The organism is Couchioplanes caeruleus (assembly GCF_023499255.1).
In the GTDB taxonomy this organism is placed as follows: Bacteria; Actinomycetota; Actinomycetes; order Mycobacteriales; family Micromonosporaceae; genus Actinoplanes; species Actinoplanes caeruleus_A.
Map to the genome: position 1 here is coordinate 5,500,763 of NZ_CP092183.1, position 24,773 is coordinate 5,525,535.

The 24,773-nt window shown below is 75.1% G+C and carries 22 protein-coding genes and 1 pseudogene; 10 read left to right on the forward strand and 13 right to left on the reverse strand.

From position 1 onward, the window contains the following. Nucleotides 1–156: 156 nt before the first annotated feature. The 3 genes from COUCH_RS25550 to COUCH_RS25560 form a co-directional block, all read right to left on the reverse strand. Nucleotides 157–2,184 carry a heavy metal translocating P-type ATPase gene (locus COUCH_RS25550; protein ID WP_249613808.1) on the reverse strand — a complete coding sequence of 676 codons (2,028 nt, stop codon included), beginning with the start codon at nucleotides 2,182–2,184 and terminating at the stop codon, nucleotides 157–159. Nucleotides 2,185–2,322: 138 nt separating this feature from the next. Continuing rightward, on the reverse strand, nucleotides 2,323–3,369 hold the full coding sequence (locus tag COUCH_RS25555) for an SDR family oxidoreductase (RefSeq protein ID WP_249607739.1): 1,047 nt from the start codon (nucleotides 3,367–3,369) through the stop codon (nucleotides 2,323–2,325). Between the two features lie 172 nt (nucleotides 3,370–3,541). Continuing rightward, entirely contained in the window at nucleotides 3,542–4,621 is a 1,080-nt protein-coding gene (locus COUCH_RS25560; RefSeq protein ID WP_249607740.1) for a hypothetical protein, read from the reverse strand. A gap of 57 nt (nucleotides 4,622–4,678) precedes the next feature. Here COUCH_RS25560 and COUCH_RS25565 point away from each other — a divergent pair, with 57 nt between their 5' ends. The 4 genes from COUCH_RS25565 (at nucleotide 4,679) to COUCH_RS25580 (ending at nucleotide 7,487) form a co-directional block, all read left to right on the forward strand. Further along, entirely contained in the window at nucleotides 4,679–5,119 is a 441-nt protein-coding gene (locus COUCH_RS25565) for a hypothetical protein (RefSeq protein WP_249607741.1), read from the forward strand. Nucleotides 5,120–5,126: 7 nt separating this feature from the next. Continuing rightward, nucleotides 5,127–6,146: an LLM class flavin-dependent oxidoreductase gene (locus tag COUCH_RS25570; RefSeq protein WP_249607742.1), complete on the forward strand. Its 1,020-nt coding sequence runs from the start codon at nucleotides 5,127–5,129 to the stop codon at nucleotides 6,144–6,146. A gap of 116 nt (nucleotides 6,147–6,262) precedes the next feature. Beyond that, a complete protein-coding gene (locus tag COUCH_RS25575; protein ID WP_249607743.1) occupies nucleotides 6,263–6,451 on the forward strand; it encodes a hypothetical protein in 189 nt (62 codons plus the stop codon). A 16-nt stretch (nucleotides 6,452–6,467) separates the two neighbouring features. Further along, nucleotides 6,468–7,487 (forward strand): LLM class flavin-dependent oxidoreductase, encoded by a 1,020-nt coding sequence (locus COUCH_RS25580; RefSeq protein WP_249607744.1) that lies wholly within the window; start codon nucleotides 6,468–6,470, stop codon nucleotides 7,485–7,487. A 306-nt stretch (nucleotides 7,488–7,793) separates the two neighbouring features. Here the strand turns inward: COUCH_RS25580 and COUCH_RS25585 are convergent, their stop codons facing one another. Continuing rightward, complete coding sequence (locus tag COUCH_RS25585) at nucleotides 7,794–8,183, reverse strand: ArsR/SmtB family transcription factor (RefSeq protein ID WP_249607745.1); 390 nt, start codon at nucleotides 8,181–8,183, stop codon at nucleotides 7,794–7,796. A 53-nt stretch (nucleotides 8,184–8,236) separates the two neighbouring features. Here COUCH_RS25585 and COUCH_RS25590 point away from each other — a divergent pair, with 53 nt between their 5' ends. Continuing rightward, nucleotides 8,237–9,265 (forward strand): cation diffusion facilitator family transporter, encoded by a 1,029-nt coding sequence (locus COUCH_RS25590; protein WP_249607746.1) that lies wholly within the window; start codon nucleotides 8,237–8,239, stop codon nucleotides 9,263–9,265. Nucleotides 9,266–9,750: 485 nt separating this feature from the next. Here COUCH_RS25590 and COUCH_RS25595 read toward each other — a convergent pair whose 3' ends face one another. The 6 genes from COUCH_RS25595 to COUCH_RS38965 form a co-directional block, all read right to left on the reverse strand. After that, nucleotides 9,751–10,158 (reverse strand): hypothetical protein, encoded by a 408-nt coding sequence (locus COUCH_RS25595; protein ID WP_249607747.1) that lies wholly within the window; start codon nucleotides 10,156–10,158, stop codon nucleotides 9,751–9,753. Nucleotides 10,159–10,674: 516 nt separating this feature from the next. After that, a complete protein-coding gene (locus COUCH_RS25600) occupies nucleotides 10,675–11,310 on the reverse strand; it encodes an SGNH/GDSL hydrolase family protein (RefSeq protein WP_249607748.1) in 636 nt (211 codons plus the stop codon). Nucleotides 11,311–11,390: 80 nt separating this feature from the next. After that, nucleotides 11,391–12,368, reverse strand: a complete 978-nt coding sequence (locus tag COUCH_RS25605; protein ID WP_249607749.1) for an alpha/beta hydrolase — start codon at nucleotides 12,366–12,368, stop codon at nucleotides 11,391–11,393. Next, nucleotides 12,365–13,402, reverse strand: a complete 1,038-nt coding sequence (locus COUCH_RS25610) for a hypothetical protein (RefSeq protein WP_249607750.1) — start codon at nucleotides 13,400–13,402, stop codon at nucleotides 12,365–12,367. The genes COUCH_RS25605 and COUCH_RS25610 overlap by 4 nt, the downstream gene beginning before the upstream one ends. Then, nucleotides 13,399–15,120: a phosphatidylglycerol lysyltransferase domain-containing protein gene (locus COUCH_RS25615; RefSeq protein ID WP_249607751.1), complete on the reverse strand. Its 1,722-nt coding sequence runs from the start codon at nucleotides 15,118–15,120 to the stop codon at nucleotides 13,399–13,401. The genes COUCH_RS25610 and COUCH_RS25615 overlap by 4 nt, the downstream gene beginning before the upstream one ends. A gap of 80 nt (nucleotides 15,121–15,200) precedes the next feature. Next, nucleotides 15,201–15,332 (reverse strand): hypothetical protein, encoded by a 132-nt coding sequence (locus tag COUCH_RS38965; RefSeq protein ID WP_275979980.1) that lies wholly within the window; start codon nucleotides 15,330–15,332, stop codon nucleotides 15,201–15,203. 340 nt (nucleotides 15,333–15,672) lie between these two features. Here COUCH_RS38965 and COUCH_RS25620 point away from each other — a divergent pair, with 340 nt between their 5' ends. The 4 genes from COUCH_RS25620 to COUCH_RS25635 all read left to right on the forward strand — a co-directional run bounded on the left by COUCH_RS25620 (nucleotide 15,673) and on the right by COUCH_RS25635 (nucleotide 19,566). Continuing rightward, nucleotides 15,673–17,271 (forward strand): MFS transporter, encoded by a 1,599-nt coding sequence (locus tag COUCH_RS25620; RefSeq protein WP_249607752.1) that lies wholly within the window; start codon nucleotides 15,673–15,675, stop codon nucleotides 17,269–17,271. A gap of 68 nt (nucleotides 17,272–17,339) precedes the next feature. After that, the gene (locus COUCH_RS25625) at nucleotides 17,340–17,774 is read left to right on the forward strand and encodes a glycosyltransferase (protein WP_249607753.1); all 435 of its coding nucleotides are present in this window, start codon (nucleotides 17,340–17,342) and stop codon (nucleotides 17,772–17,774) included. Nucleotides 17,775–18,035: 261 nt separating this feature from the next. Then, entirely contained in the window at nucleotides 18,036–18,797 is a 762-nt protein-coding gene (locus COUCH_RS25630) for an EAL domain-containing protein (RefSeq protein ID WP_249607754.1), read from the forward strand. Nucleotides 18,798–18,873: 76 nt separating this feature from the next. Next, nucleotides 18,874–19,566, forward strand: coding sequence for a response regulator transcription factor (locus COUCH_RS25635; RefSeq protein WP_249607755.1), 693 nt, complete (start codon nucleotides 18,874–18,876; stop codon nucleotides 19,564–19,566). Nucleotides 19,567–19,579: 13 nt separating this feature from the next. Here COUCH_RS25635 and COUCH_RS25640 read toward each other — a convergent pair whose 3' ends face one another. After that, nucleotides 19,580–20,173: a hypothetical protein gene (locus COUCH_RS25640; protein WP_249607756.1), complete on the reverse strand. Its 594-nt coding sequence runs from the start codon at nucleotides 20,171–20,173 to the stop codon at nucleotides 19,580–19,582. A 121-nt stretch (nucleotides 20,174–20,294) separates the two neighbouring features. Here COUCH_RS25640 and COUCH_RS25645 point away from each other — a divergent pair. Next, nucleotides 20,295–20,993, forward strand: a pseudogene (locus tag COUCH_RS25645) (glycosyltransferase family 2 protein); the annotation flags it as partial. 79 nt (nucleotides 20,994–21,072) lie between these two features. Here COUCH_RS25645 and COUCH_RS25650 read toward each other — a convergent pair. Next, nucleotides 21,073–23,304 carry a hypothetical protein gene (locus tag COUCH_RS25650; protein WP_249607757.1) on the reverse strand — a complete coding sequence of 744 codons (2,232 nt, stop codon included), beginning with the start codon at nucleotides 23,302–23,304 and terminating at the stop codon, nucleotides 21,073–21,075. Beyond that, entirely contained in the window at nucleotides 23,301–24,764 is a 1,464-nt protein-coding gene (locus COUCH_RS25655; RefSeq protein ID WP_249607758.1) for a thymidylate kinase, read from the reverse strand. Before COUCH_RS25655 ends, COUCH_RS25650 begins: the two co-directional genes overlap by 4 nt. Nucleotides 24,765–24,773 lie beyond the last annotated feature (9 nt).

A 24,773-nucleotide genomic window follows, 5' to 3' on the forward strand; every position in this document is an offset into this window, starting at 1 on the left:
GCCGGTTGCGTTCCCGCCACAAACCTGCCATATGCCGGGCCCGTCCGGAAGCGGGGTCCGGCTGAGAGCCTGCTGAAAGCGGCAGATGCCCCGCCGGTCCGGAGTGGCCCAGCGTCGACGCCGGGGTGCCGGTGCGTCCGGCGCCCCCGGCCGCCGTCACTGCTGCTGCGGGTCCAGGTGCACCCGGCGCAGGAGTTGCGCGTTGAGCGCCACCACGATCGTCGACGCCGACATGAGCACCGCGCCGACCGCCGGGCTCAGCGTGATGCCGGCCCAGGCCAGCGCGCCCGCGGCGAGCGGGATCGCCAGCACGTTGTAGCCGGCCGCCCAGGCGAGGTTCTGGACCATCTTGCGGTACGACGCCTTCGACAGGCGGATCACGCTCGTGACGCCACGCGGGTCCGAGGACGCCAGCACGACGCCCGCCGACTCGATCGCCACGTCGGTGCCGGCGCCGATGGCCAGGCCCACGTCCGCGCGGGCCAGCGCCGGGGCGTCGTTGACCCCGTCGCCGACCATGGCCACGGTCAGGCCCCGCGCCTGCAGGTCGGCGACCGCCTTGTCCTTGTCGGCCGGCAGCACCTCCGCGAAGACCTCGTCCACGCCCGGGCGGAACCCCAGGTCCGCGGCGACGGCCTCGGCGACCGGCCGGGCGTCACCGGTGATCATCACGATCTTGCCGACGCCGTGCCGGCGCAGCTGCTCGATCGCCTGCCGGGCCTCGGGCCGCACCTCGTCCTCGAGCGCGAACGCACCGATCACCTCCGGTGCGCCCGTGCCGGGCAGCCGTACCAGGTGCAGCACGGCGGCGCCCCGGGACGACCACTGCCGGGTGGCCGGCTCGAGGGTGTCCGGCACGCTCGTGTCCAGCTCACGCAGCAGCGCCGGGCCGCCCATCGCGTACGCCGTACCGTCGACGACCGCCTGGACTCCCCGGCCGGTCAGCGACCGGAAGTCCGTGGCCGCCGCCCGCAGGCCGCGGTCGCGAGCGACCGCGGTGAGGGCGCGGGCGAGCGGGTGTTCGCTGTCGGCCTCCACCGCGCCGGCGATGCGCAGCACCTCGTCCTCGGTCGCGCCGGTCGAGGCCGCCACACCGGTCACCGTGTGCGCGCCCTTGGTAAGGGTGCCGGTCTTGTCGAAGAGCACCGCGTCGACCGTCCGCATGCGCTCCAGGGCGAGGCGGTCCTTGACGAGGATGCCGGCCTTCGCCGACAGCGCCGTGGACAGCGCGATCACCAGCGGAATGGCCAGGCCGAGCGCGTGCGGGCAGGCGATGACCAGGACCGTCACGGTACGCACGACTGACTGATCGACGTCGCCGAGCGCCCACCACACGGCGAACGTGACGAGCGCCGCGGCCGTCGCGATGAAGAACAGCATGGCGGCGAAGCGGTCCGCGAGGACCTGCGCGCGGCCGCTGGAGGCCTGCGCCTGCGCGACGAGCCGGCCGATCCCGGCCAGGGCGGTGTCCTCGCCGATCGCGTCCACCCGGACGCGCAACGCCGAGTCGGTGGCGACCGTGCCGGCGACGACGCGCTCCCCCACCGTGCGGGCGACCGGGCGGGACTCGCCCGTGATCATCGACTCGTCGAGCTCGGCGGCGCCCTCGACGATGCGGCCGTCGGCGGGAACGCGCCCGCCGGAACGCACCAGCACGACATCGCCCACGCTCAGGCCGGCGACCGGCACCCGCTCGACCTCGCCGTCGCCGGTGACGCGCTCGGCGTCGTCGGGCAGCAGCGCGGCCAGCGCCGCGAGCGCCCCCTGGGCCTGCCCGATCGCCTTCATCTCCTGCCAGTGGCCCAGCAGCATGATGGTGACCAGCGCGGCCAGCTCCCACCAGAAGTCGAGGTCGAAGGCGCCGAGGCTGGTCGCCAGCGACGCCACGTAGGCGACCGTGATCGCCATCGAGATCAGCAGCATCATGCCCGGCGCCCGGTCCCGGACCTCGCTGACGCCGCCGGCCAGGAACGGCCACCCGCCGTAGCCGAAGACGAAGGTGCCCAGTACGGGGCCGACCAGGCTCTGGCCGGGAAAGTCGATCGAATAGCCGAACCAGTCCATCACCATGTGGCTGGTGACCACGATCGGCACGGTCAGCACGAGGCTCAGCCAGAACTTGCGCCGGAACATCCCGGGGTCGTGGCCGGCGTGCTTGTCATGACCGCCGTGGCCGTGCTGCATGTGCCCGTGTCCTGCGGCGGCGCCGCCGTGGTCGTCGTGGGCGGCCGGGTGGTGGGGGTGCTCCGCGGTCCGCAGACCGCTCGGGTTGTCGTCGCTGGGTGCCATTGCCCATCGCCTCCTCACCGCAAGACTATACCCCTAGGGGGTATTTGACGGCGCCGCCGCCGCTACCCCGGCGGACCGCCCCGCGGAATTCCCGCCGCGACGGTGCAGGGCGGTCAGCGCCGCCGTCACGAGCTCACCCGGACGCCGCCGGTGACCGATCAGCCGGGTGAAGAGCGAGCGCCGCAGCACCCGGCCGGGGTGGGCGCCGTGGACCCGCCCCGGATCGGGCAGCGCGTGGTCCACGTTGTCCGTACCGGTGTCCGGACGGCCCGTACGCTGCATGCCGATGCCGAGCCGCCGTACGGAGAACGCGGCGTCGAGCAGCGCCGGGGAGAGACGCTGGCCCAGCATGAAGGCCGCCGCCGCCCCGCCGACCGGGATCTCACGCCGCGGGTGGCGGGCCGCGAACACGATGCTCGCGGCGACGACCTCGGGGGCGTACACCGGCGGTGGGGGCTTGACCATGACGCCGAGCTTGCTGCGCGCGTGCTCGAAGAACGGTGTGTCGATGGAGGCCGGCAGGATCGTCGTGACGGCGATCGGCGCACCCTCCTGCGCCAGCTCCATGCGCAGGGTGTCGTAGAGGCCCTGCAATGCGAACTTGCTGGCCACGTACGGCGCGCTCAGCGGGACCGCGCGCTTGCCCTCGCCGGAGGACACCCCGATGATCACGCCCCCGCCGGCGCGGCGCAGCGCGGGCAGCGCGGCGTGCACGCCGTGCACGTGGCCGAGGAAGTTCACCCGCATCACCCGCTCGAACTCGGCGGCGGTGATGTCCTCGACCCGGCCCCAGATGCCGACCGCGGCGACGTTGACCCAGGTGTCGATCCGCCCGAACTGCCCCTCGGCCAGCTCGGCCAGGGAACGCACCGCGGCGGCGTCGGCCACGTCGGCCGGTACGGCCACCGCGGTCCCGCCGCGCTCGCGGATCTCCGCGACCAGCGTGTCCAGGGCCGTCGTGCCGCGGGCGGCGCAGACGACCCGGGCACCGCGGGCGGCGAACGCGAGCGCGGTGGCGCGGCCTATGCCCGTGGACGCCCCGGCGACGACCACGACCTGCTCGGACACCGGCTTGGGCATGACGGGCTCCTCGTTCTCGGCGGACCCCGTCGAGCTACCCCGTCCACGCCCCGATACGCCTGCGACCGCACCCCGGCCACGCGGCCGCGCCCGGCCGTGGCCTTTCGCCCGGCCGTGGCCTTTCGCGCGGCGGGCGAGAGCGCTGGGGGTCGTCGAGCCGGCATCGCGGCCGCTACGGCACCGTCCGCAGGTCGAGGCTGTGGCGTACGAACGTCTCCTGGTTGCCGGTCGACCACCACAGCACCCCGCCGCGGTAGCCGATCTGGCCCGCGTCCGGGCTGATCTGCACCGTGCGCCGCGTCGCGATCTCGTAGACCAGCAGCTCGGCGTTGCCGGTCAGCTCCGCGGTGCGGCCCACCTGGACGAACACCTCGAAGCGGTCCAGCGGGGCGACGTCCACGATCTCGCTCGCCGCCGTGCCACCGGCGACGACGCGGCGGTCGCCGCCGCCGGGGCGCATCAGCTCGATGCGGCTGTAGCCGTCGCCGTCCAGGGAGACGACCTGGCACCAGCGGGGACTGCAGCTGGTCGCGCCTTTCCGGGTACGGGTGACCGCGACGTCCCGTCCCGTGACGAGGTCGCGCAGGGTGCCCGCACCCGCCGACTCGGCGACGCCGTCGGCCATCCACGGCCACGCGAGCAGCCGCCACGTCCCGGGCACCGGGCGCACGCCGACCGGCCCGCCGGCCATCGCGACCGAGCGGACCTCGGTGCTGCCCCCGGCGCCCGCGGCCACCCAGTGCAGCCGTCCGTCCGCGGCCACGAGGTCCGTCTCCGAGCGGTAGAACCGGGCCTGGCCCGTGTCCGCGGTCACCCGGTGCGCGGGTCGTCCGGTGCGCAGATCCGCAGCCCAGAGCTCCAGCCGGTCGCCGTCCGTACGCTCGAACCAGGCCAGCAGGTCACCCGAGACGGTGACGGCCTGGTACGAGGGGTGCGCGGCGGCGGGCAGCGCCCGGAGCAGGCGTACGGTGCCGTCCGGGCCGCGCCGGAGCAGGCGCACGACCTTGCCGTCACGGCTGGTCGCGGTGCCGATCGAGGTGTGCGCGTCGAGGAACGCGCCCGGTTCGTACGCGGTCCCGTCGGCCAGCGTGGCTGCGAGGACGTCCTTCTGCGCGCCCGGCCACGCCAGCGCCGCGGGGGTGGGACCGCTGCGCCGGCCCTGCGCGGCCGGCGGCACGGCGAGCAGCAGACCGGCGGCCGCCAGCGCAGCCACCAGCCCGAGGCCCGGGCGGGCGCGGCGGGCTCCGGTCACGGCACAACCTCCTGGCGGCAGACGGCCGATCGTACTGCTTTTGGATACTGTGATTCCGTGGGTGGTTCGGAGGCCCGTGACGACGACCGGGACGCGAGGGCGGCGCAATTGGACGAGCGTGAACGCCGCGTGCTCGAGCGCGAGCGTGCCGCCGACCGGCGCGACGTGCGCGCCGACGTCCGGGAGCGCCACGCCGACCAGCGGGAACGGGACGCGGACGCACGCGAGCACGCCGCGAACGAACGCGAGCGGCGCCTCGACCAGGCGGAGGCCGACCAGGACCCGCAGCCGGCCGATCCGATGCGGCGGTTCCAGGAGTCCATCGGGCGCACCTCGGCGCGCACGGACCGCAGCAACGACTTCCTCGAGCGCTCGCGCGAGGCGGTGCAGCGCGGCGCGGACCGGATGGACCGGCTGCGGCGGGCGACCGGGCACCCCGAGGAGACCGACGGCGCCGACGCCGGCAACGGGGAATCCGGGCGGCCGCGGCAGGGTTGAGACCCTCGTGCGGAAGAAGATCGGATTCCTGTCGTTCGGCCACTGGCGCAACGCGGCCGGGTCGCAGACGCGCAGCGCGGCGGACGCCCTGCTGCAGACCATCGAGCTGGCCCGGGCCGCCGAGGAGCTGGGCGTCGACGGCGCGTTCGTGCGCGTCCACCACTTCGAGCGGCAGCTGGCCTCGCCGTTCCCGCTGCTGTCGGCGATGGCGGCGCGGACCTCGCGGATCGAGGTCGGCACCGGCGTGATCGACATGCGGTACGAGAACCCGCTGTACATGGCCGAGGAGGCCGCCGCCACCGACCTGATCAGCGGCGGGCGGCTGCAGCTCGGGGTCAGCCGCGGCTCGCCGAAGACCGTCCTGCGCGGCGCCGAGGTGTTCGGGTACGTCCCGGCCGAGGGCGAGACCGCGGCCGACGCGGCCCGGCGCAAGACCGAGATCTTCCTCGCCGCGATCGACGGGACCGCGGTCGCCCGTACCGACCCGGCGCGCACCGGCATCAGCGGCGGGCTGGCGATCCAGCCGCAGTCCCCCGGCCTGCGCGAGCGCATCTGGTGGGGCGCCGGCACCCGCGCGACGGCGCAGTGGGCGGCCGGCATCGGTGTCAACCTGCAGAGCTCCACCCTGCTGTCGGAGGACACCGGCGTGCCGTTCGACCGCCTGCAGGCCGAGCAGATCGAGCTGTACCGGCAGGCGTGGAAGGAGCACGGCCACGACCGCGAGCCCCGGGTCTCCGTCTCGCGCAGCGTGCTGCCGATCACCGAGGACGTCGACCGGCTGTACTTCGGCGACCAGGCCCACGAGGACCAGGTCGGGCTGCTCGAGGGCGTACGGTCCCGGTTCGGGCGCACGTACGCGGGCGAACCCGACCGCATCGCCGCGGAGCTCGCGGCCGACGAGGCCGTCCGCGCCGCCGACACGGTGCTGTTCACGGTGCCGAACCAGCTCGGGGTGGCGTACAACGCCCGCATCCTGGAGACGATCGTCCGCGACATCGCTCCGGCGATCGGCTGGACCCGCGCCTGACGAGGTGAGTAGCGTCGCGCCATGCCGCAGATCGATCGGGGCAGGCTGCGCACGCTGACCGACGGCGAGCGGGCCCGGTTCGCCGAGCGGCATCCACGCTCGGCCGCGGCGTGCCGATGACCTATTCGAACAAGACCGCCGCGGGGTTCCCGGTGTACGCCGACCGGGCCCGCGGCGCGCGGATCACCGACGCCGACGGCCACGAGTACGTGGACTTCTCGCTGATGTGCCCGGAGACCACCGCCGCGGATGTCGCACGTCACCACGAGATCTTCGACGCGGCCCTGACGGAGCTCCGCGGCTGAGGGCAGAATCGACCTCGTGCCGCTGCCCTCCCGCCCGCTGCGCAAGCTGGGCTTCCTGACGATCGGCCTGTTCGACGGCGCCGACCCCCGCCCCGGCCACGAGTCGACGCTGGAGGTCATCCGGCTCGGCGAACAGCTCGGCTTCGACAGCGCCTGGGTCCGCCACCGGCACCTGCAGTACGGCATCTCCTCCCCGGTCGCGCTGCTGGCCGCCGCCTCCCAGCGCACCAGCCGCATCGAGCTGGGCACCGCGGTCATCCCGCTGGGCTGGGAGAACCCGCTGCGCCTGGCCGAGGACCTCGCCACCGTCGACGTGCTGTCCGGCGGACGGCTGAACCCGGGCGTGAGCGTCGGCCCGCCGATGCGCTACGACACCGTCAAGGAGGCGCTCTACCCGGACACCGGCGACGTGGAGGACTTCAGCTACCGGCGGGTGGAGCGGCTGCTCGACTTCGTGGCCGGCAGGCCCGCGGCGACCGCCGGCGGCGTCCAGGGCTTCGAAGTGTTCTCCGAGCGGGTGGAGCCGCACTCCCCCGGCCTGCGCTCGCGCCTCTGGTACGGCGGCGCCAGCCTGCGCTCGGCGCAGTGGGCCGGCGAGCACGGCATGAACTTCCTGACCAGCAGCGTGGTCAAGGCCGAGGAGTCGGAGGACTTCGAGCAGATCCAGCTGTCGCACGTCCGCGCGTTCCGCGCCCGCCACCCCGACGGCGACCGGGCCCGCGTCTCGCAAGGCCTGGTCGTCATCCCGACCGACACGGCCACGGCCGACCAGAAAGCCAGATACCTCGCGTACGCCGAGAAGCGCACGCCCCGCACCACGACGCCGCAGGGGCCGGCCCGGATGATGTTCGCGCCGGACCTCGTCGGCACGTCGGAGGAGCTCGCCGAGCGGCTGCACGCGCACGCCGCCTTCCGCGAGATCGACGAGGTCGCGTTCGCCCTGCCGTTCAGCTTCGAGCACGCCGACTACGTGCAGATCCTCACCGACATGGCGACGCGGCTGGGGCCCGCGCTGGGCTGGCACCCGGCCGGCTGAGCCCGGCCGGACGGCCCGGTCACCGCTGGGCGCGGGCATGCCGCCCCCGGCGGGCCGAGTCTGGCCGCACAGCCCGGTCTCCGCTGGGCGCGGGCACGCCGCCCCCGGCCGGCCGGGCCCGGCCGGGCGGCCCGGTCACCGCCGGGCCGACATACCGCCCTCCACGGGCCGAGCCTGGCCGGATGGCCCGGTCACCGCCGGGCCGACATACCGCCCTCGGCGGGCCGAGCCTGGGCCGGATGGCCCGGCCACCGCTGGGCGCGGGCATGCCGCCCCCGGCGGCCCGAGTCTGGCCGCACAGCCCGGTCATCGCTCGGCGGGCATGCCGTCCGCGGGTGTGAGGTGGTGGGCGGGACGGTCGGAGACCCGGTGCTCCCCGGTGCGTACCGCCTCTGTCACCAGCCGGGCCACGTGCTCGTCGGTGAGCGCGTACACCTGGCGGCGGCCGTCGCGGCGGCCCCGCACCAGGCCGGCGAGCCGCAGTTTTCCGAGGTGCTGGGAGACCGCCGGGCGGGCCGCGCCGACCGCGGCCGTCAACGCCGTCACGTCGCGCTCGCCCTGCACGAGCTCCACCATGAGGCGCAGCCGGGTGCTGTCGGCGAGCATGGCCAGGATCGTGGTCGCGGCCTCGACCACCACGTCGGCGGGCTGTTGCTGCAGCTCACTGGCATCTGCAACGTAGTCGCGTGCGTGCATGAGCACATATTATGGGTACGGCATCCCTGTCACCACTCCCGAGGACGATCACGATGACCGGACACCAGCACAGCCACGGCGGATGGCGGCACCGGCTGGGACACCTGCTGACGCCGCATTCCCACGACACCGCCGACAAGGTCGACTCCGCGCTCGAGGCCTCCCGCGAGGGCATGCGAGCCCTGTGGATCTCACTGATCGCGCTCGGCGCCACCGCGGCGCTGCAGGCGTTGATCGTGGTCTTCTCCGGCTCGGTGGCGCTGCTCGGCGACACGCTGCACAACGTCGCCGACGCGCTCACCGCCGTACCGCTGGGCATCGCCTTCGTGCTCGGCCGCCGGGCCGCGACCCGCGCGTACACCTATGGTTTCGGCCGGGCCGAGGACCTGGCCGGCATCGTCATCGTCCTGGTGATCGCCGCGTCGGCGGTCGCGTCCGCCTGGCTGGCCCTCGACCGGCTGCTGAACCCGCGGGCGATGACGCACCTGCCCTGGGTGCTGGCCGCCGGGCTCATCGGGTTCGCGGGCAACGAGCTGGTCGCCCGCTACCGGATCACGATCGGCCGGCGCATCGGCTCGGCCGCGCTGGTCGCGGACGGTCTGCACGCGCGTACGGACGGCTTCACCTCGCTGGCCGTGGTGCTCGCCGCCGCGGGCGCCTGGGCGGGCTGGGGCTGGGCCGACCCCGTGGTCGGCCTCGCCATCACGGTCGCCATCGCGTTCGTGCTCAAGGACGCCGCCCGCGAGGTCTACCACCGCCTGATGGACCGCGTCGACCCGGAACTCGTCGACCAGGCAGAGGCACACCTGCGCACCATCGCCGGCGTGCACGACGTCTCCGAGCTGCGGCTGCGCTGGATCGGCCACCACCTGCACGCCGAGGCCGCGATCGTGGTCGACGCCGGCCTGACCCTGCTCGCCGCCCACGAGATCGCGGCGGACGCCGAACACCAGCTCACCCACGGCGTACCCCGGCTCAGCGCGGCAACCGTCCACGTCGACCCGGACAGCCACCCCGGCCACAGCCACCACACCGACCTGTCCCACGACCGCCGCGACCGCCTGGCCGCCGCCGGACGCTGACCCGTCGGGGCGGCGCGCGGCAGCACTCTCACCAACCGCTTCATCAAGGGCGAGGCAGCACCTCCACCGCGGGGACGCTGCCGACACCCCTGCGAGAGCGAGCCGGCTCCCACCGCCAGGGCGAGCCAGCACCCTCACCGCCGAGACGCCGCCGCTCGGCCGTGCGCGGGGAAAGCAGCGGGGCGACATCGTCACATCCTCACTAAGCGGGTAACTCTCAGCCTTGATTCTGCCCAGGGCGTACCTGCGGATCGCTGTGACGATCGCCGCTTTTTCGGAGTGATCGTTCAGTTCCTCGACGGAATCGCTCGCGGGATAATTTCCAGGTGCGGCAGCTTCAGTTCTTCTCGACGGCGGAATTGGCCACGATGCGTGACCGGACCGCATCGCGGAACCATTCCCCGGCGCGGGAGGACTTCCGCCGGGAGCACGCACGCCGCCGCCGGTGGGGATTGGCGCGAAGGCACGCGGAGAAACTGCGTCGCCTACCCGGCCACCGCGATGCGGATCGGCCGGCGGGCGCGTGCGGCAAGCCCGACCGGCCAGCGGACGCGCGCAGCGACGCGCACCGCTTCGCGGACACGGGTAGCGCCACGAGCCGCTTCGCGGACACGGGTAGCGCCACGAGCCGCTTCGCGGACACGGGTAGCGGCGGGAGCCGCTTCGCGGACGCGCACCACGACGCCAACCGGCCGGCCGGCACACGCAGCGACGCGGGCCGGCCAGCGGAGGGGCGCGAGGATCCCGGCCAGCCAGCGGGTATGGGCAACGATGCTGACCGGCCAGCCGCCACGCGCAACCACGCCGACCAGCCAGCATGCGTGGTTAGCCACGCCGACCAGCCAGCGTGTGTGGGTGCCCACGTCGACCAGCCGGCGGCCGAGCGCGACCAACGGCCGGCGACCCCGGAGGCCGCCGCGACCAAGCCGCCAGGGACCCCGGATCCCGCCGCCACCAAGCCGCCAGAGACCCTGGATCCCGCCGCCACCAAGCCGCCAGAAACCCCGGATCCCGCCGCCACCAAGCCGCCAGAAACCCCGGATCCCGCCGCCACCAAGCCGCCAGAAACCCCGGATCCCGCCGCCACCAAGCCGCCAGGGACCCCGATTGTCACCGCGGCCGAGCCAGTGGTGACAGGAACCGATAAGCACGACGGTTGCATACGGAATCGCAGAAAGCGACTCACTGATGTGAGCGTATTTCAGCGTCCACGCGGTTTCAGCAGGGCAACACCGCAACCGCGCGTCGCACCGAAAGCGCCTGAGCGCGTTCGCAATCGAGCAAGGCGCGCTTCGGGTGGCCGGGCAGCCGGATGTCCGTGTATGGGGATTGTCGACGTGGGGAATGGTGGTCAGAATGTCCGCGGCAGATCGCGCTTGCCGACCGGTTTATCGGAGGAGCTGAGAGCTTTATCGCCGGCCCTGCAGTGGCGGCAGCAGGGCGGCGATCGCGGCGTGGCCTTGGGCGTCGGGGTGGTCGCCGTCGGGTGCGAGCAGTGGCGTCGGGTCCATGGCGCCATCCGAGCCGTGGAAGGCCGGCTCGGTGTCGACGTAGCGGGCGCCGGAGTCGTGGGCCGCGGCGCGCAGCGCGTCGTTGACGGCGGCTGTTGCCTTGGCTGCGGCGCGTGTGTCGGTGGCGCCGGCGCGGCCGTCCGGGACGATGCTCCAGTAGCCCAGGACCACGACCGGTACGGGGTGGATGCCCTGGATTCCGGCGATCGTGGCGGCGACGGCGGTGCGGACCCCGGCGGCCGCCGTCGCGTAGTCGCCGCGGAACACCGGTGCCACGTCGTTGGCGCCGGCCATGACCAGCACCTCGTCCGCCCTGGTGAGCGGGCCGCGCGCCGCGGGCAGGCCGTTCAGCACGTCGGCGGACGTCGCGCCCGGCACCGCCAGGTTCACGGCGGCGGCTCGCTGGGCGCGGGCGTACAGCACCGGGAACGGGTCGCAGCCGCATGCCGTGCCGGCCGGCACCGAGTCGCCCAGGGCCACCACGATCCGCGCCGGTGTGACCGGGCCGGCACCGGCGCACGCTGTCACGAGCATGCCGGCCACGACCACGGCGAGGGCAAAGGCAAGGGCGCGAACGTTCGCCGCTCTCATCGTTGCGGCCGGGCGAGGTCGGCTCATCGTTGCGGCCTGGCGAGGTGGGCGGAGAGCCAGTCGAAGGCTACCGGTTCCATCTGCCGCCAGACCGCGTCGCTGTGGCCGCCGTGGGCGACCACTGCCGTGGTGACCGCGAGGGGTGCCCGGCTCAGCCGTGCCAGCTGGGTCGATGCTCGTCTTGTGCCCCGGTCGTCCGCCGCCCACCCCAGCCACAGTGCCACGTTCGGCGGCGGAAGGTGACGCAGCCGCCAGCTCGTGTTGTGCAGGGTGTTCTCGCTGCCGTCGCCGATGCGGATGCCGGGCGAGGTGTACCCGGACAGCGAGGCCGCGGCGGCGTACTGCGTGGGGTGGCGCAGCAGCAGGTCGGTGGCGCAGAACGCGCCGGCCGAGTAGCCGGTCAGCGCCCAGCCGGCCCGGTCGGTACGGACCCGCCAGTGCGTCTCGGCGTACGCGGGCACGTCCGAGGTCAGGAAGGTCTCCGTGCGCGGGCCGCCGACCAGGTCGGTGCACTCGGTGTCGAGCAGGGGGTCCGGCGTCTGGAACGGGAACAGCACGACCGTGGGCGCCATCCGGCCCGCCGCGATCTCACCGTCCAGCACGGACTGGACGTCGAGCCTGCGCAGCCACGTCCGCGGCGAGCCGGGATAGCCGTGCAACGCCTCGATCACCGGGTACCGGTCGTGTCCGGTGCGGTAGGCGGCCGGCAGGTACACGTACATGGTGAGGGTGAGGCCGCTCGCCGGGCCGGGCACCCGTACGGTCAGCATCTCGCTCCCGGTGGCCGCGGCGGCCGGCCGGCCGCCGGACAACGACGAATAGGTCTCCGTCATGCGGTTGACCTGCAGGACCGCCGCGGTCGCCAGGCTCAGCAGCGCCGCGACCGCGACGGCGGCCCGGGCCGGGACGCGCCACCGCTCCCAGCGCAGCGCCGCCAGCACCGCGGTGCCGATCACGGCGGCGACGGCCGCGACCAGCGGCGCCAGGCCGTCCGCGGTCACGACGCCGGCCCTCTCGAGGTGCGCACCGCCAGCGCGGCGAAACCCCGCATCGCGGGCGCCTCAGGAAGCCGCACCACCAGCGCGGCGAAACCCCGCATAGCGGGCGCCTCCGAAAGCCGCGTCGCGGGCGCATCCGGGAGCCACATCGCGGGCGCATCCGGGAGCCGCATCGCGGATGTCGCCGAGGGCCGCAGCGCCGGCGCCGGTGGTCGCCGCGGTGGGGCCGGCGCGGGTCGTATCCCGGGTGCCGGCGCCGGGCGCATCCCGGGCGCCGCCGGAAGCCGCGTCCCCAGCGGCGGAGGCCGCAGTTCGGGAGCCGGCGGCGGGGCCTGCACGGGTCGCATCTCCGGCAGGCGCATCGCCGGGGCCAGCGGGGCGGCGAGCCGGCCGGGCGTCCAGCCGCGGGCCACCGCGAAACCGGGTGGCTCGGTGCGGGCCAGCGCGTCGGCAAGGGCGGCCGAGCGGCCCGGCGCGACCAGGTCCCAGCCGGTCGTCGTCACCCGCGCGTCGAGGCGGAGCCGGCCGGGCAGGGTGCGCAGCGCCGCGGCGGTGGTGCCGGGCCCCGGAACGGCGACCACGGTCACCACGTCCGGCAGGCGCCGGGCGGTGGCCACGGCGGGCGCGGCGGCCGGCACGAGCGCGAGGATCACCGGGAACGTGTCGCGGGGCAGCGTGGCGTAGCCGGCCGGCACCACCAGCCGGGGCGGCTCGGCCAGCCGCCAGGCCTGCCATCCGTCCGGCCGCCAGGGTACCGGCGTGCCGGGCGGCAGCCGGGCGTCGAGGCGGCCCACGGCGGCCGGGGCGGCGTGCGCGACGGTGCCGGTGTTGCCCGTCAGCGCCTCCCAGGAGGGGTAGAAGCCCTCGTGCCGGTTCACCGCGAGGCCCACGGCCGCGGTCAGCAGCGCCTCGGTGAGCAGCACGCCGGCGATGCGGGCCGGCACCAGGCGGCGCGGCCAGAGCCGGACGGTGGCGACCCCCGCGGCGGCGGTGGCCGCGACGGCCAGCACGAGCAGGGGTACGCCGGTGAGCGTCATCGCCCGCCCCCGCTGAGCACCGCCGGTGACCGGGTCCGCGACCGCCGGGCCGGCGCCGGCAGGAACGCCTCGGCGGTCAGCGCCGCGACGGCGACCCGCGGCAGGTCACGGGCGACGGGGAAGCACAGGTAGCGCGGCTCCCAGGCCGGGTGGTACTTGGCGTTGGCCCGGTACAGCGACTCGATCTGCCACACCTTGGACGCCCGTTTCAGCACCCGGTGGCCGAGGCGCAGGACCGGTCCCGCGCCGAGCTCGTCGGCGCGGGCGAACACCGAGCGCAGCACCGCGAAGTTCAGCGACACCCGGCGTACGCCCAGGCCGGGCGCGGCGCGCAGCACCTCCACCACCATCAGCTCGGTCACGCCGTTGGCGGCCGTACGGTCGGCGCGCATCAGGTCCAGCGACAGCCCGTCGTCGCCCCACGGCACGAACTGCAGCAGCCCGCGCAGGTGCCCATCCTCGTCCCGGCACAGCGCGAGCAGGCAGTCGCCGTCGCCCGGCTCGCCGAACCGGGAGAGCGCCATGGCGAAGCCGCGTTCCACCCGGCCGTCGCGGAACGCCTCGACGGCCCGTGCCGCCTCGAGCATCTCCTCCTCGGTCAGCTCCCGCTGGCGGGCCACGCGGCACGTGTAGCCGGCCCTGCCGATCCGGTTGACGGCCTGCCGTACGCCCCGCATCGGGCGGCCGTCCAGCCGGAAGGCGGTCGCGTCGACCACCGCCTCGTCGCCGAGCTCGATGACGTCCAGCCCGGCCCGCCGGTACGCCGTGCCGCCGGCCCGCCCGCACCCCAGCACCGCCGGCGTCCATCCGTGCGCGGCGGCGTCGCGCAGCCAGGCGCCGATCGCGCCCGGCCACGCCGATTGCGGTCCGAGCGGGTCGCCGGAGGCCAGGCTCACCCCGCGCACGACCCGGTACGCGACCGCCGCCGCACCGTCCGGCGACCAGATCAGCGACTTGTCGGCGCGCATGGCAAAGTAGCCGAGGGAGTCCGCGCTGCCGTGCCGGCGCAGCAACTCGCGCAGCCGCAGGTCCTCGTCGGGGGTACGGCCGGGCACACGCGAACCGGGCTGCAGCAGCACGATGAGGGCCAGTCCCGCGGCGAGCAGAGTGCTGGCGCCGGTGGTGAGGCTCACCGCCTCGGCGCCGAACGGGTGCTGGTAGCGGATCGGCCCGTCGAGCCCGACCAGGCCGAGCGCGGCCTCCTTGACCCAGTCCGCCACGCCCGGGTGGCCGACGAGCCGGTTCATCCGGACCGCGATCTCGGCGAGGCCGAGGGCGAACCCGGCGCCGGTGAAGCCGAGGAAGACGGTGAGCGCGCGCCAGCGGCTGCCCCGGTCGGCCGGTGCGGTGAACCCGTCCCGCGTGGCGAGCAGGGTCACCAGCAGCAGCGCGGACACCACGGCCGCGTCGTAGTCCAGGCCCTTCGCCAGGTGCAGGACGGTCGCGAGGGCCGACAGCACCGTGGCGACCTGCCAGGCGCGCCGCTTGCCGCGACGCAGACCGGAGCCGATGTAGACGAGAAGCAGCCCGACCAGGGCGGTCGCCGTACGGGCCGAGAGGATGCCGGCGGCCGGGACGAACTCCATGAGCGCGAGGAGCCGCCCGTGCCGCGGGGGTATCACGGCCGTGACGACGTCGAAGAGGCCGGCCAGCTGCACCAGCCGGGCGATCGTGCGCCGTGACAGCGGCGTGTGCAGCGCCGGCGCTGATTCCTGCATGGCGCCATCCTCTGTGCGCCCCCTTGAGACAGCCGGAGTGTCTGCTGAGAGGCTGCTGTGGCCCGGCTATGGCCCGGCGATCACGGCGTACGGCCGCGGCGCGCGAAACCGGTGACGATCTCGGTGGTGTCCGTGACGGTGCCGGCCGCCAGCCCGTCGCGGGCCTTCGTCAGCCGGCGGATGCTGCCAAGGTACGCGCCCCGGTCGTCCACGACGATGTCGAGGCGGGTGCCGGCACGGTCGAGGCCGAGCGCCGTACCGCATCAGCCCGCCCGGCGGTGGCGCGTCCCCCGCGGACTCGGCGGCGGACGCGGCGGCGCGCAGGACGGCGGCCGGTCCGGCGGGCGTGGTGGTGGGCGCGGGAAGCCGCCGGGCGAAGAGGCCGAGCGGCAGGACGAGCGCCACGATCAGCCCCGTACCGAGACCGGTGGCCAGCAAGCGGCGCGGTGTCGGGTCGGCGGGCACGCGCGGCATGGCATCACGGGCCGCTGCTCACCCGGAAGATCACAAACTGCTCAGGTAGATCCGGCGGGTTGCGGGGAATACCCGCGCATGGCCTCCGTCACCACCGCACCCCAGTCGACCTGGGCGCCGCTGCGCATCGGCGTGTTCCGGGTGCTGTGGCTCGCCGTGCTCGGCAGCCAGCTGGGCACCTGGATGCAGACGGTCGGGGCGCAGTGGCTGCTGGTGGACCAGCCCAACGCCGGCACGCTCGTCTCGCTGGTGCAGACCGCCGGGACGCTGCCCGTGCTGCTGCTGGCGCTGCCGGGCGGCGTGCTCGCCGACTCGCTGGACCGCCGCCGGCTGCTCATCTGGGTGCAGCTGTTCCAGGTGGGCGTGGGCGTCGCGCTGACCGCGCTGACCCTCGCCGGGGTGATGACGCCGCCGCTGCTGCTGACCCTGACGTTCGCGCTGGGCTGCGGGATGGCGCTGACCAACCCGGCGTACCAGGCGGTCATCCCGGAGCTGGTGCCGCGCTCGCAGATCCCGGAGGCGGCGGCGCTCGGCTCGATCGGCATGAACCTCGCCCGGGCGGTCGGCCCGGCGCTGGCCGGTCTGCTCGTGGCGCACGTCGGGGTGGCCGCCGTCTTCGGGATCAACGCCGTCACCTTCCTGGTCTTCGCGGTGGCGCTGTTCCTCTGGCACCGGCGCCCGCCCGAGGACGCCGGCCTGCCGGAGCCGTTCGTGGCGGCGCTGCGCGCCGGCGGCCGGTACGTGCGGCACTCGCCCGTGATGCGCCGCCTGCTGCTGCGGGTCAGCGTGTTCATCGTGCCCGCGGTCGCGCTGTGGGCGTTGCTGCCGCTCGTGGCGGACCGGCGGCTGGGCATGGGCGCGGGCGGGTACGGGCTCCTGCTCGGCGCGCTCGGCGTCGGCGCGGTCCTCGGCGCCCTCGTGCTGCCCCGCATCCGCGCCGCCCTGTCGCCCAACGGGATGCTGGCCGCGGCGGGCCTCACGTACGCCGTTGTGCTGGCGACCCTCGCGCTGGTACGGGTGCCCGCCGTCGCCGTGGTGGTGCTCGTACCGGCCGGCGCCGCCTGGATGGCCGTCCTGTCGAGCCTCAACGCGGAGGTGCAGCTGTTCCTGCCCCGCTGGGTACGGGCCCGCGGGCTGGGCACGTACCAGACGGTGTTCTTCGGCGGCCAGGCCGTCGGGGCGGTGGTCTGGGGCCTGGTCGCCGACCGGGTCGGCCTGGTACCGGCGCTGCTCGCGGCGGGAGCGGCGACCGCGCTCGGCGTGGCGACCGTCCCGCTCGCGCCGCTGCTGCCCTCGCGCCACCTCAACCGCGAACCGGCCCGCCCGTGGCCCGACCCGCACCTGAAGGTCGAGCCGGACCCGGACGCCGGCCCGGTCGTGGTGGAGGTCAGCTACACGATCGCGCCGGAGGACGAGGCGGCGTTCCTCGCGGCGATGCCCCGCCTGCGCCGCTCCCGGCAGCGCACCGGCGCGGTCCAGTGGGGCGTGTTCCGCACCGGGGAGAGCCCGGACCAGCTGGTGGAGGTGTACGTGGTGCCCAGCTGGGACGAGCACCTGCGCCAGCACGGCGGCCGCATGACCGGCGCCGACGAGGAGCTGGAACGGCACGTCCGGGCGCTGTCCCGGCCGGAGCCGCGCGTGGTGCACCGCCTCCCGATCGAGCCGCCGCGCCGCTGACCGCAGCTTTGCGCACGGCTTGAGAACGGCCTGAGGTGGCGTTGAGGTGGCGGGCCGAAACACCGGGCATGACTGTCGCACACCTCATCGCCGTTCCTCCCTTCGTCGTCGCCGGCCCCGCCCCGCGCGACTTCTGGTCACGGGGCCAGGCCGCCGTCGAGTTCACCGTGGTCATCCCCTTCCACAACCCGGGCGCCTCGCTGCGGCCCACCGTCGAGCGGCTCGCCGAGACGCTGTACGCGCAGAACATCTCGTTCGAGATGATCGCGGTGTCCGGCGGCTCCATCGACGGCTCCGAGCACAGCCTGGCCGACCTGCCGTGGATCCGGGTCATCAACGACCCCGACGTCCGGGACAAGGGCGCGGCGCTGCAGACCGGCGCGGCGGCCGCACAGGGCGCCTGGGTCGGCGTCGTCGACGTCGACGGTGACGCCGAGGTGGATCCGTACGAGCTCATCGAATGTCTGCACCGCGCCCGGGAGAACGAGGCCGCCCTGGTCTGACGCCCGCTCGCACCACACGGCCCCGGCCACGCCCAGCGTGCCGGGGCCCGGTCGTGTCCGGGGCCCGGTCGTGTCCGGGGCCCGGTCGTGTCCGGGGCCGGGGGGCCGGGCGGGGCGGGCGGGCCGGGCCGGGCGGGGCGGGCCGGGCGGGCCGGGCGGGGCGGGCCGGCGCAGGGCCGGCGCGGGCCGAGGTGAACGGCCTTGCCGAGGTCTTGAAACGGGTCTGAGGCGGGCTTGAGGATCGGCGCCGATCTGGACGGCATGACGCTCACCGTGCCTGTTCCGCCCACGATGCGGAACCTCCAGGAAGTGATCCACTCCCGGGCCATCCAGCCCACCTTCCAGCCGGTCGTGCATCTGGAGGACGGCGTCGTCAAGGCCTACGAGGCGCTGGCCCGCTTCGACAAGGAGAAGTTCCCCAGCCCGGCGGACGCCTTCGCCGCCGCCAACCGGGCGGGCATCGGCGTCGAGCTGGAGCTGCTGGCGCTGCAGCGCGCATTCGCGCACCTGGACGAGATGCCGGCCGGCGCGTGGCTGAGCGCGAACCTGTCGGTGGAGGCGCTGCTGACCCCCGAGGTCAGTGCGACGTTGCTGGCGCACGCCTCCCGGCGCATCGCGGTCGAGCTGACCGAGCACGCCCAGGTGCACGACTATCCCGCCGTGGTCCGGGTCACCGAGGCGCTGCGCGCCGCCGGGATCCTCATCGCCGTCGACGACGCGGGCGCCGGGTTCGCCAGCCTGAGCCACATCCTGCAGCTGCGCCCCGACATCATCAAGCTGGACATCACGCTGACCCGCGGCATCGACGCGGACCCGGTGCGGATGGCGCTCGCCCGCTCGCTGGTCGGCTTCGCCCAGGACATCGGCGCCATGCTGATCGCCGAGGGCATCGAGACCGTCGAGGAGCACGAGAAGCTGCGGGCGTTGGGCGTACGGCTGGGCCAGGGATACTTCCTCGCCCGCCCCGGCCCGCTGCCCGACCGCGCCGAGATCGAGACGCCGGCGCTGCGTACCCGGGCCTAACTCTTCGTTTCCGCGCGCCGCGACCGATAGGACTGGCGAACCCTGTCGTCGTCTGCGCTAGGAAAATGGAGGTCCCGTGTCCAGGCCGCGTGCGCTCGTCGTCGAGGACTCGCCCGAGTTCATGCTGCTCTGCCGGCATCTGCTGGAGAAGGAGGGCTTCGACGTCGTCGTCGCGACCGACGGTCGTGGCGCGGTCGAGCAGGCCCAGAGCCAGAAGCCGGACATCGCCATCCTCGACCTCGGCCTGCCCGACGTCGACGGGATCGAGGTCTGCCGGCAGATCCGGCAGTTCACCGACGCGTACATCGTCATGGTCACCGGGCGCACCGACGAGCTGGACAAGGTCGTGGGCCTGTCCGTGGGCGCCGACGACTACGTGACCAAGCCGTTCTCCCCCCGCGAGCTGGCCGCCCGCATCCAGGCGATGCGCCGCCGGCCGCGCACCTCGGCGGCGTCGGCCCCCGGGGCGGCGATCCGCGAGTACGGCACCCTGCGCGTCGACCCCGACGTGCGCGAGGTGACCCTGGACGGCGAGGTCCTCGAGCTCACCAAGATCGAGTTCGGCATCCTGGACCTGCTGTCGTCGGCCCCGCGCCGGACGTTCACCCGCGGGCAGCTGCTCGAGGACGTGTGGGGCGACAACTGGTACGGCGACGACCACATCATCGACGTGCACGTCGGCAACCTGCGCAAGAAGCTCGGCGAGTCCGCCTCGGCGCCCCGGTACATCCGGACGCTGCGGGGCGTGGGCTACCGCTTCGAGCCCTGATCCGCGTACGCGCTCAGGCGCGGTGGCGGGCCGGGTGGCGGTAGCGCTGCACGACCCCCGCCGCCGCGGCCGCGTTGCGCCGCCGCAGCCACAGCGCCGCACCGGCCACCGCCGCCGCGGCACCGGCCCAGGGCGCGAGGTCCTGCACGCCCCGCCCGGTCGTGGGCGGCGGCACCGAGCCGACGAGCGTACGCAGCGCACCCGTGGGCGTCTTGCCCACCGCCAGCACGCTCGTGCCGGTCGAGAGCCGTGCCGCCGAGCCCGCGCCGACCGGCAGCACCGTGGTGTCCACCGTCGGGGCCGGAGCCGGGGTGGCACCGGCCACCACCAGCACGCGCAGCGCACCCGAGGCGTCCGCGATCACGGACCGCTCGGCGGCGGCGCCCACGCGCAGGTTCACCGGCGATCCGCCGCGGAAGCCGACGGCGTACACCGCCAGGCCGTCACCACCGGCGTCGGCGGGCTGCTGCCACTGCACGGTCAGCGCGTCCGCGGTGCCGCCGTACCCCGGCCCGTCGGCGAGCGCGACGCCCGGGGAGACGACGGCACCCAGCAGCGCGGCGGCCAGCAGCAGCGGGCCTGACCTGGGCGTACGGGCGACGTTCACCAGCTCATCGTGACACGCCCGGGTTGCAGAACCGGCCGGCGCTGAACCCGGTCCGCAACCTTGCCGCCACCTTGAAGATCAGTAGAGGTTGCGTTGAGGTGGCCCGCCGATCGACTCGGGCATGACCGTCACGCTGCACCCCGTCACCCGTACCGCCGCCCCGGCCGGCGCCCCGCGCACGGCGTCGCTGTTCGACGCCACCCGCCTGTGGGCACCGGCCGACGCCGCCGTCGAGCTGACGGTCGTCGTGCCGTTCTACAACCCGGGCGCGGCGCTGCGCCCGACCGTGCAGCGGCTGGTCGCCTGCCTGACCGCCGAGCAGGTCGGCTTCGAGGTCATCGCGGTCTCGGACGGCTCCACCGACGACTCGGAGCGCACCCTCGCCGGCATCCCCGGCGTCCGGGTCATCAAGAGCCCGGTCAACCAGGGCAAGGGCGGCGCGCTGCACCTGGGCTTCGCCGCCGCCCGCGGCGCCTGGATCGGGTTCGTGGACGCCGACGGCGACATCGACCCGGTCCACCTGGCCGAGTACCTGCGGGTGGCGCGCGAGGGCGGGCACGCCGGCGTCTACGCCGACAAGCGGCACGCCGCCTCGGCCAGCGCCTCCTCGCCGTTCCGCAAGCTCGTCTCGATCTTCTACTCGACGCTGGTGACGCTGCTGTTCCTGCTCGGCATGCGGGACACCCAGACCGGCTGCAAGGTGCTGCGCCGCGACGTGCTCGCCGACCTGCTGCCCCGGCTGCGCGAGCGCCGCTTCGCCTTCGACCTGGAGTTCTTCGTCGCCGCCAAGGCGGCCGGCATCCGGGGCTTCGTCGGCGCGCCGGTCCGCCTCGAGGAGCGGGTGGCCGGCTCCACGGTGACCAGCAAGGCGATCCTGCGCACGATCCGCGACACCTTCGTCATCTTCGGCCGTCTGCACCTGACCGGTCAGTACCGGGCGACGGCCGGCGCTCCCGCCGCGCAGCGTGAGCAGGCCGTGACCGTCCCCGCCGCGTGGACCGCTCCGGTCGCCGAGGCCGCCTGACCTGCGGGGCGTCGCCCCACCACCAGTGCCAGAGCTCCCGGCGGTGCTCCACGAGACCCGCCGCCACCAGCACCGTCACCGACAGCAGGGACGCGGCGAGACCGATCCGCAGCCACCGCCACGGCGTGTAGCGGACGGTGACCGCGGACTCCCCGGCGTCGATCGCCACCGTCCCGGCCGCCGTGGCCCGGGTGGGCCGGTTCCCCGCCGACCAGCCCGTCGACCACTCCTCCGGGATCACCACCCAGCCCGGCTTGCCGGCCTCCACCCGCCAGCTCGTCGAGCTCAGGCGGCGGATCCCGCCGGAGGCCGCCGACGGCAGCGGTTCGCGCGCCGCGCCGCCCGGCAGCACCGCCTCGGTGCCGAGCGCACCGCGCGCCGCCAGCCGCAGCGCGTCGTCGTATCCCCCGCCGCGGGCGCCGACAACCCGGCCCGTGCCCCGCGCCTCGACGCGGTAGACGCCCAGGTCCGGCGTGCGCAGCACCTGCCTCAGGTCCGGCTGCGCGGCGAGCCAGCCGTACTCGTCGGTCTCGCGCTCGCGGGCCAGGACCACGTAGCGCACCCCGAGGGGCGCCACGAGCCGGCCGAAGGCTCCGGCACCGCCGGCCGCGACCAGCCGCTGGACGTACGCCATCCGCCGCGACATCGAGTTGGTGCGCACCGGGCCCAGTTCCACGGCATCGCTGCTGATCACCGGGCGGCGGAAGAACGCGCCGGCGGGGGTGGCGACGGTCCGGTTGCCGGTGAAGCCGAACGGCTGGTACTCGTGCCAGGGCAGGAACAGCACCGACTCCGTACCCGAGCCCATGATCTTGTCGGCGGCGTACCAGGACTCCGGGTACCGGCTCACCGTGACGCTGCCGCCCAGCCCCCACACCAGCGAGGGTGCGACCACGGCGTACACGCCGGCCACCGCGACCAGGGAACCGGCAGCGGGAAGCCGTGCCGCGAGGGGGCGGGCCGAGCGGCAGACGCCGTACAGGGCCTCCACCGCCACGCCGATGCCGACCGCGTACGCGAGCATCGTCAGCGCGACCCACTTCTGCTGCTCACGCATCGCTGCGAACAGCGGGAGCACGTCGAAGGCGGTGCGGTACGCGCCGCCGAGCGGGCCGTGGATGCCGGCGCCCAGCAGCACCCCCACGACGGCGAGCGCGGCCAGCGGCGCGCCGGCCACGGGGCCACGGCGGCACAGCCGGGCGAGGCCCGCGACGGCGGCCAGCACCATCACCGCCGCGGGGATGAACCCGAGGGCCACCTGCGGGCTGCTGTCGGCCGCGCCGCGCCAGAAGCCGCGCAGCGAGACGAGGGTGGCCAGCAGGCCGCCCGGCCCGGCGTGCGGGGCGTACACCTCCAGGTCCTGCCCGCCCACCCGGACGGTGAGGATCGCGCTGAGCAGCAGCGCCACCGCGTACGAGTAGATGCAGCCGGCGGCCGCGACCACGAATCCCATGCGGAGCAGGTCACGCTTGCGCGGCCGTGGCAGCAGCGTGACGGCGAGCAGCGCCACCCCGCCCAGCCAGGCCGCGTGCGGGCCGACGGCCATCGCGAGGGCGTACCAGCCGGCCGGCCGGGCGGCGAACCAGCGGTCCCGCCGGCGCGCCCGTACGGCCGAGGCCAGCAGCCAGCTGAGCAGGGCGACGGACAGCAGGAACGCGACGTGTCCCGCCTGGATGCGCTCGACGACGAACGGGTTGCAGCAGGCGAACAGCGCGGCCGGGTGGCGCCGCCGGCGGCCGCCCGCGGCGAGGGCGGACACCCCGGAGGCCACGATCGGGAAGTACGCGAAGATGATCAGCCAGCTGGTGGCGCCGGCGCCGACCACCGAGCGGAGCGCGTGGGTGATCAACCGGTACGGCAGCGCGTCCAGGGCCGCCGGGTCGAGGCCGTACAGGCCGGGCGTGATCGCCTGGTGCGGGCCGGCCACCCAGTCGAGCAGGAGCAGGTACCCCTCGCGGGTCCACGGCGCCACGACGGCGGCGCCGACCACCACTCCCAGCAGCGCGGACTCCGCGGTCAGCCGGGCCGAGCGCGGATCGACGCCGGGCAGCCACCGGTGCCGCGGGCCGGTGCGCACCGGGGCGGGCCGGCTCGCGGTCAGGGTCACCGGGCCCGGCGTCGCGGTCCGTGCGCCGCCTGCACCACCGCCGCCACCAGGGCCGCCAGCGGGTCCGGAGCCGCGCCGGAGGTGTCCACCACCAGTTCGGCGTGCCGGGCCGGGCGCTCGGCCAGCAGATCACGGAAGCGCTGCTGCTGTCCGGCCTGCTCGGCGAGGGTGCGCTCGGGCTTGCGGCGGTGGATCACCTCGGCGGGCGCGTCCGGCAGCACCAGCAGATCCGGGGCGGGCACGACCCACTCGGCGACGCGGGCGGCCGCGGAGCCCGGCCAGGGCGATTCGCGCAGGTCGTACACCCAGCGGTCGGCGATCACGACGCGGCGCCGGGCCACCGCGGGGCCCACGACGCTCAGGTAACGCCACAGGTACTCCCCCGCGTAGAACCACGCGGCCATCCGGCGCAGCGCCCGGTGGTCGGCCGGCGGCTTCTCCGCGGCGGCCTCCACCGGCGCGGCAGCCTCCACCGGCGCGGCGGACGAGGCGGCCGGACCGGCCGGTCGCGGGGCGGTCGAGCCGACGCCGAGGACGCGGCGGGCCAGCGCCACGCCGGGCAGGTTGCCGCGGGCCATGCCGAAGTACACCGAGCTGGTGGGCAGCCCGTACCGGCCCAGCCGCTCGCGCAGCCCGTCGGCGACCGTGGACTTGCCGGAGCCGTCCGTGCCGACCAGGGCCACGACCACGCCACGGGTCCGCAGGCCCAGCGGTCCCCGGGCGCCCGCGGCCGGCAGCACCGCACGGCGCTGCGCCCAGGTCGCGGCCACCACGCCGGGACCCAGGCTGCGGGCGACCAGCCGGAGGCGGGCCCGGCGCGGCAGGGAGGCGGCCGGCGGCGCGCCCTTCGCGACGGCGATCAGCTCGCTGGCCACCGCCGGGCCGAGCTGCACGGTGAGCCCGTACGCCAGCGCCCGGCGGTGCCCGGGGTCGGCGTCCGCCCAGGCGGCGCGGGCCTCGTCGAGGCGGTCGCGGGTGGGCAGCCGGCCGCGCAGCACCGGCCGCACGAGCAGGTCGGCCATGGCCGCCGCGCCGGTGAACCGGTGCGCCCCGTCGACGGTGGCGTGCGTGCCCGGCACGAGCAGCACCGGGCCGACGCGCAGGTCGCCGTACGTGACGTCCACGACTGCGGGACCGGCTGGGGTCTCCACGGCGACGCTGACGTGCCGCAGCCGGCGCCGGTCGAGCGCCTCGGCGACCCGCGCGCACGCGAACCGGCGGCTCAGCACGGCCACGGGATCGTCGGCGGACGGCTCCCCGGCGTACCAGATGTCCAGGTCCTTCGGGCCGGTGCGGGCGGCCCAGCGCTGCTCCTCGCCCGTCTCGCCCTGCCACGCCCACCGCTGCCCGGAGGCTTCCAGCGCCTCGGTCACCGCCGCCACGATCGCGGCGCGGCCCGGCGCCGCCGCGGTGGTCCGTGGCGGTTGCGGGGCCGTCTCTGCCTGCCGGTAATCGGTCATTTCCCCCCG